Genomic DNA, 6,547 nt, shown 5'->3' with positions numbered 1-6,547 from the left:
AAAGTGTTGCCAAAGGAATCCCAACCAGCCAAACCGAAGCCTGACCAGTCCGGGGTATAAAACAATTGGCACTGGCTTTACAAGCACCCTGTTGAGTTCTCAAAGAACAACCACACACCAACCAGAAGCCCTACACCGTAGAACCCCCGCTCGGGGCATCTCGTTCATGTCCGCCGCTCTCGCGCCGGGCACTTTTACTACGTTACCCGGTGGTTTCTGCCGTGTCAAACCGGTGTCTTCCGGTTTGTCGTGCATCACCCTTTTACCGGGCACCCCGATTCAACCGACTTCCGTCGGTTGTTCCCAGGAATTCGGCAGGACGGCCGCGCGCGGTTTCCCGCTGGCCCGTCCGTTTCCCTGCCGGCCGACAACCTTACCCGGTCGGTTCCGCCTCACCAAATCCGCCTCCCGGCGGATCCGGGGCACCGCCCGTGTCCCAGGTCCCGCGCTCCGGCCTTCCAGGTCTTTCGCCCTGTTCGTCCGTTCCGCGCTGGCAGAGAGAAAGTTACGCGCCCGGCGGATTGATCGTCAAATCCGCCGGGCGCGTCCCGCGTCACATCCTCGACCGATGGCTATCCGCGCAGCTCGACGCCCGCGAACGAACGCTTGCCACGACGCAGCACCAGGTAGCGCCCGTGCAGCAGGTCCGCCGGCGACACCGTCGCGTCGACCTCGGCGATCCGGGTGTTGTTGACGTAGGCGCCACCCTCCGCGATCACCCGCCGGGCCTCCTTCATGCTCGGCACCAGGCCCGACTCCTTGAGCAGGCCGGCCACATCCGGCAGCTCATCGAGGTGCACCAGACCGGCCTCGGTGAGTGCCGCGCGCAGCGTCTCCGGCGCCAACTCGTCGAGCGAGCCGCGCCCGAACAGCGCCTGACTCGCGGCCACCGCCTGCGCCGTCTCCCGCTCGCCGTGCACCAGGGTGGTCAGCTCCTCGGCGAGCGCCCGCTGGGCCAGGCGCGCCTGCGGACGTTCCGCGGTCGCCTTCTCCAACTCCTCCAGCTCCTCACGGGAGCGGAAGCTGAAGTACCGCAGGTAGCGGCTGACGTCCCGGTCGTCGGCGTTGACCCAGAACTGGTAGAACGCGTACGGGCTGGTCATCTGCGGGTCGAGCCAGACCGTGCCGGTCTCGCTCTTGCCGAACTTGGTGCCGTCGGCCTTGGTCACAAGCGGCGTGGTGAACGCCTCCACCGGCCCGGCGCCGCGACGGCGGATGTAGTCCACCCCGGCGGTGATGTTGCCCCACTGGTCGGAGCCGCCGTACTGGAGCCGGCACCCGTGCCGGCGGCGCAGCTCGAAGAAGTCGTTGGCCTGCAGGAGCTGGTAGCTGAACTCGGTGTAGCTGATGCCGCTCTCCAGCCGGGCCTTCACCACCTCCCGGGCCAGCATCTTGTTCACCGGGAAGTGCTTGCCGACGTCCCGGAGGAACTCGACCACCGACATCTCGCCGGTCCAGTCCAGGTTGTTGACCAGCTGGGCCGCGTTCTCCCCGGTGTACGTCACGAACGGCGAGAGCTGGTCGCGGATGCGCCGGACCCAACCGGCGATGACCTCGGGCGGGTTCAGCGTCCGCTCCGCACTCTCCTTGGGGTCGCCGATCTGACCGGTGGCGCCGCCGACCAGCAGCAGCGGCCGGTGTCCGGCGAGCTGGAGCCGGCGTGCCATGACGACCTGCATCAGGTTGCCGATGTGCAGGCTGGGCGCCGTGGGGTCGAAGCCCACATAGAAGGTGGTGCTCCCGCCGTCGAGCAGCTCGCGCAGCTCGTCGAGGCCGGTCGAGTCCTGGATCAGGCCCCGCCACAGCAGGTCTTCGGTCAGGGAGTCCCGCCCCTGCGGGAGGTTGCTGTCGGTCACGGTCACCGATTCTCCCCCATCCCCCGGCCCGGGCCGTACCCGGTTTGCCGAGGGCGGGGCCGACTAGGCTGGCGGCGCCGTCGAGCGCGAGGAGGAACCGCGGTGGAGATGCCGAACCTGAGCGGGGGTTTCGTGGCCCTGTTGGGGCTGACGTTCGACGAGGTCAGCGGCGACCGGGTGGTGATCCGCTGGAAGGTGCGCCCGGAGCTGCATCAGCCGTACGGGATCCAGCACGGCGGCGTCTACTGCTCGGTGGTGGAGACCGCGGCCAGCGTCGGCGGCGCGCTCTGGCTGGGCGAGCGGGGCAACGTGGTCGGGGTGTCGAACCAGACCGACTTCTTGCGCGCGGTCCGCGACGGGGAGCTGACCGCGGTCGGCACCCCGGTGCACCGGGGGCGCAGCCAGCAGCTCTGGCTGGTGGAGATCACCGACGGGGACGCGCGTCTGGTCGCGCGCGGCCAGGTGCGGTTGCAGAACCTCACCGCCGGCTGACGTATTCGCCCGAAACCGGGCGCTGACGCCGATATCGTCGCGTCGATGAGACCGCGCGCTGCCGATCCGACGTGAGGAAGCTCCTCGCCGTCACCCTGGGCGTGCTGTCGGCGGTCGGCGGTTTCGTCGACATCGGCGACCTGGTGGCCGCCAGCCAGGCCGGCGCGCTGTTCGGCATGGCCCACGCCTGGGTGCTGCTGGTCGGGGTGGTGGGCATCTGCGCGTACGCGGAGATGGCCGGCCGGATCGCGGCGGTGAGCGGCCGGGCGGTGTTCGACCTGGTCCGGGAGCGGCTCGGCCCGCGGGTGGCGCTGCTCAATCTGGTCGCGTCGTGGCTGGTCACGGTGGTCACCCTGGCGGCGGAGCTGGGTGGGGTGGCGCTCGCGCTGCAACTGGCGACCGGGCTGAGCCACCTGCTCTGGGTGCCGCTGGCCGCGCTGGCGGTCTGGCTGGTGCTGTGGCGGATGCGGTTCGAACTGATGGAGCGGATCTTCGGGCTGGCCGGGCTGGCGTTGCTGGTGTTCGCGGTCGCGCTGGTCGCGCTCCCGACCGACTGGGCGGAGCTGGGACGCGGGGCGTGGCAGGTCGGCGCGGCCGGGCACGGCTGGCCGCTGTACTGGTTCGTGGCGGTGGCGCTGTTCGCGTCGACCGTCAGCCCGTACGAGGTGTTCTTCTTCTCCTCCGGCGGGGTCGAGGAGCGGTGGAGCGCGGCGGACCTGGCGCACGCCCGCTCCAACGTGCTGATCGGTTTCCCGGTGGGTGGGTTCCTGGCGCTGTCGCTGATCGCTGTGGCGACGGTGGCCTACCACCCGTCGGGAACATCGCTGGGCACGCTCGACGAGGTGGCCCGGCCGGTGGCGACCGCGCTGGGCGGGGCCGGGCTGGCCGCGGCCGTGCTGGCGTTCTTCGCGGTGACGTTCGGCGCGGCGCTGGAGACCGGGCTGTCCGCGGCGTACGCGGCGGCGCAGTACTTCGGCTGGCAGTGGGGCAAGCGGGTCAGCCCCCGGGAGGCGGCCCGGTTCCACAGCGTCCTGCTGGTCGGCCTCCTGCTCGGGGTGGTGATGCTGATGACGACCGTGGACCCGGTGCGGTTGACCGAGTACATGCTGGTGCTGAGCGCGGTGGTGCTGCCGTTGACCTATCTGCCGATCCTGGTGGTGGCCAACGACCGGGGATACCTCGGCGACCGGGTCAACGGGTGGTGGACCAACCTGCTCGGCGCGGTGTTCCTGCTGCTGATCGTGGCGGCGTCGGTGGCGGCGATCCCGCTGGCGGTGATGACGGGGATGGGGCGATGAGGGTCCAGCTCGCGAAACGGCTGCTCGACCGGCAGATCGTCGACGTCGACGGTCGGCTCGTGGGGCGGGTCGACGACATCGCGTTCGCGGTCGACGACGAGGGCTATCCGTACGTGGACTGTCTGCTCACCGGGCAGGGGGCGCTGGGGCAGCGGATCGGCGGCCGGGTGGGCCGGCTGCTGGTGGCGGTGGCCGACCGGTTCACCGACGATCCGCCGGTGCCGCCGTTGCGGATACCGCTGTCCCAGGTGGTCCGCGTGGACAGCGCGGTCCGCTTGCGCTGCCGGGCCGCGGACCTGCCGCCGTCGCCGGTGGAGTCGTGGCTGCGGCGGCACCTGATCGCACGGATCCCGGGGTCGAACCGTGCGAGCGGGTGAGCTTCTCGGCCGCGCCGCGTACGACCTGCACGGGCGGCGGCTGGGCCGGGTGGTGGACGTGGTGGTGCGGGGCGGCTGGCCGCCGGACCGGCTGCGGATCACCGACGTGATCGTCGCCGGGCACTGGTGGACCCGGGTGACGAGCCGGCTGATCGGGCCGGAACTGCACCCGTCCGGGCCGTGGCTGCTCCGGGCGGTCGCCCGGCTGATCGGGCGCAGCACGCACCAGCTGCCGGCGGACGCGGTGCAGCTGAGGCCACCGGTGCCCGGTTTCCCGTTCGGCCCGCCGGCCGACCGTCGCTGACCCGGGCCGGCCGGGAGCCGGCTCAGTGCCGGGCCTCGTCCAGGGCCCGGGCCGTGGACCCGCCGGAAGCCTCGTCCGTGCCGTCGGCCGGGTCGGCGGCGGTGTCGCCGTCGCCGTCGTCCGGGCCGCGCCGGCTGCGGCGGCGTAGCTGCACCTCGGCGATGGCACGCTGGTCGACGCCGGCGACGGTCAGCTCCCAGCCGTCGACGCGGACCGTCTCGCCGGCGACCGTCGGGATGTGGCCGAGGCAGATCAGGACCAGCCCGGCGACGGTGGTGTAGTCGCCGGCCGGCCGGTTCGGCAGGTCCACGCCGACGTCGGTGAGGTCGTGCACCGGGAAGGTGCCGGGCAGCACCAGCGTCCCGTCGGCCTCGGTGCGGACCGCGCGCAGGTCCCGGTCGGTCTCGTCGTAGATCTCGCCGACGATCTCCTCAAGGATGTCCTCCAGCGTGACGATCCCGTCGACCGCGCCGCGCTCGTCCACCACCAGCGCGATGTGCTGGCGCTCGGCCTTGAACTGACGCAGCGCGTCGACCACGGGAAGCGAGTCGGGCAGCAGCATCGGCGGTCGGGCGATCTCGTCGACCGGCCGGTCGTCGGGGACGCCGACCAGGTCACGCAGGTGGATCACGCCGACCGCGTCGTCCAGGCCGCCGTGGCGGACCACGGGCGCCCGGGAGTGGCCGGTCGCCGCGAGGACCAGCCGCGCGGCCTCCGCGGTGGTGCCGCTGTCGAGCGTGAAGACCTGCAACCGGGGTACGAGGACCGCGCGCAGCTGACGGTCGGCGATCTCCACCGCGCCGGCGATGATGGTGCGCTGCTCCTTGGTGAAGCCGTGGTTGCCGGCGACGATGTCGCGCAGCTCGTCCGGACCGATCTCGTCGGGCTCGTGCTTCGGGTCGAGGCCGAAGAGGCGGACCACCAGGTCGCTGGTGGCGCCGAGCGCCCACACCGCCGGCCGGGTCACGCTGGCCAGCATGTCCAGCGGGCGGGCCACCAGCAGCGCCCACCGCTCGGCGGACTGCATGGCGATGCGCTTGGGCGCCAGCTCGCCGAAGACCAGCGTGACGAACGTGAGGACCAGGGTGACCGCGACGATGGCGACGGTCTCGGCGGCGTCGCCGAACGCGCCGAGCAGCGGCACCAGCGGGCGGGCCAGCGAGACCGCGGCGGCGGCGGAGGCGAGGAACCCGGCGAGGGTGATGCCGATCTGGATGGTGGCCAGGAACCGGTTCGGGTCCTTGGCGAGGCGGGCCAGCGTACGGCCGGCGCGGCTGCTGCGCTCCAGCCGCTGCAGCTGGCTGTCCCGCAACGAGACCAGGGCCATCTCGCTGCCGGCGAAGGCCGCGTTGACGATCACCAGCACACCGACCAGGGCCAACTGGCTCCAGTAGCTCTGCACGAGCGGTTCTCTCCCTCGGCCCGATCCGGGTCGGCCGATGGCCGACTCGCCGGCCGGCAGGCCCGGTCGGCGTCGGCCCCTCTGTGCCCCGCGAGCGCACGCCTGAATCCTGCGAAGAAGCTGACCCCCTGGTGGTGTCGGCCGGACCGCTTCGTGACCTGGGCGTCCACCCCGCGGGACCGACCGGCCCTCAGGCCGGGGCGGGCAGGTCCAGCACGTACGCGTCGCCCTCCGGCCGGAAGCCGAGCCGGTGGTAGTAGGGGGCGACCATGCCCGGCGGGCTGACCACCCGGCGGAAGCCCCGGTCGGTGAACAGGCGGCTACGCCGGTAGACGAACTCGCCGGGGGTGAAGTCGCGGAACGGCGGGGTGACGTAGTCGAGGTCGATCTGGGCCACCCCGCCGGCCTCGGCGTGCGACACCATCACGCCCACCACCTCGTCGGCCCGGACCACCAGGAAGGCGGAACGGTCGGCGGCGGTCGGGTCCCAGCGGAACGCCGGATTGAACCGGGCGATGTCGGCGGCGTGCACCCGCAGCGTGTGGGCCAGGAACGCGTCGTCGGTGCCCACCTCCACCACCTGGTAGGTCTGCTCGTCGTGCCGGGTGGCCAGCAGCCGGCGCAGGTACCAGACGTTGATCACGGCGAGCACCACGTTCAGCCCGACCATCGGCCAGACGTGCACGGCGGCGTTGTAGCCGATCAGGATCAGGCAGCCGACCAGGTTGAGCGCGCGCAGCCGCAGGATGCGCGTCTGCAGCAGGGACCAGACCAGCAGCGCGGAGCCGGCCCAGCCGACGAGTTCCAGCCAGTTCACC

Annotated in this window: 7 protein-coding genes; 4 read left to right on the top strand and 3 right to left on the bottom strand. The window is 71.8% G+C overall.

What is annotated here, in order from left to right:
• Window positions 1-572: 572 nt before the first annotated feature.
• The gene (tyrS, locus tag O7600_RS00710) at window positions 573-1,856 is read right to left on the bottom strand and encodes a tyrosine--tRNA ligase (RefSeq protein ID WP_281594039.1); all 1,284 of its coding nucleotides are present in this window, start codon (window positions 1,854-1,856) and stop codon (window positions 573-575) included.
• Between the two features lie 108 nt (window positions 1,857-1,964).
• On the opposite strand from tyrS, the gene O7600_RS00705 reads away from it, so the two are divergent.
• The 4 genes from O7600_RS00705 (at window position 1,965) to O7600_RS00690 (ending at window position 4,327) form a co-directional block, all read left to right on the top strand.
• Window positions 1,965-2,348 carry a PaaI family thioesterase gene (locus tag O7600_RS00705; protein WP_172967997.1) on the top strand — a complete coding sequence of 128 codons (384 nt, stop codon included), beginning with the start codon at window positions 1,965-1,967 and terminating at the stop codon, window positions 2,346-2,348.
• Window positions 2,349-2,419: 71 nt separating this feature from the next.
• Window positions 2,420-3,646: a divalent metal cation transporter gene (locus O7600_RS00700; protein ID WP_281591785.1), complete on the top strand. Its 1,227-nt coding sequence runs from the start codon at window positions 2,420-2,422 to the stop codon at window positions 3,644-3,646.
• A complete protein-coding gene (locus O7600_RS00695; RefSeq protein WP_281591784.1) occupies window positions 3,643-4,023 on the top strand; it encodes a hypothetical protein in 381 nt (126 codons plus the stop codon). The genes O7600_RS00700 and O7600_RS00695 overlap by 4 nt, the downstream gene beginning before the upstream one ends.
• Window positions 4,010-4,327 carry a hypothetical protein gene (locus O7600_RS00690; RefSeq protein WP_099161491.1) on the top strand — a complete coding sequence of 106 codons (318 nt, stop codon included), beginning with the start codon at window positions 4,010-4,012 and terminating at the stop codon, window positions 4,325-4,327. Before O7600_RS00695 ends, O7600_RS00690 begins: the two co-directional genes overlap by 14 nt.
• Window positions 4,328-4,349: 22 nt before the next feature.
• On the opposite strand, the gene O7600_RS00685 is transcribed toward O7600_RS00690, so the two are convergent.
• Both O7600_RS00685 and O7600_RS00680 read right to left on the bottom strand, forming a co-directional pair.
• Window positions 4,350-5,729 carry a hemolysin family protein gene (locus tag O7600_RS00685; protein ID WP_281591783.1) on the bottom strand — a complete coding sequence of 460 codons (1,380 nt, stop codon included), beginning with the start codon at window positions 5,727-5,729 and terminating at the stop codon, window positions 4,350-4,352.
• 190 nt (window positions 5,730-5,919) lie between these two features.
• The gene (locus O7600_RS00680; protein WP_281591782.1) at window positions 5,920-6,546 is read right to left on the bottom strand and encodes a hypothetical protein; all 627 of its coding nucleotides are present in this window, start codon (window positions 6,544-6,546) and stop codon (window positions 5,920-5,922) included.
• Between the last annotated feature and the right edge of the window lies 1 nt (window position 6,547).

This window comes from Micromonospora sp. WMMA1998 (assembly GCF_027497375.1).
In the GTDB taxonomy this organism is placed as follows: Bacteria; Actinomycetota; Actinomycetes; order Mycobacteriales; family Micromonosporaceae; genus Micromonospora; species Micromonospora sediminicola.
Note: the sequence above shows the minus strand (reverse complement) of the source record. Positions and strands in the feature narration are given on the sequence as shown.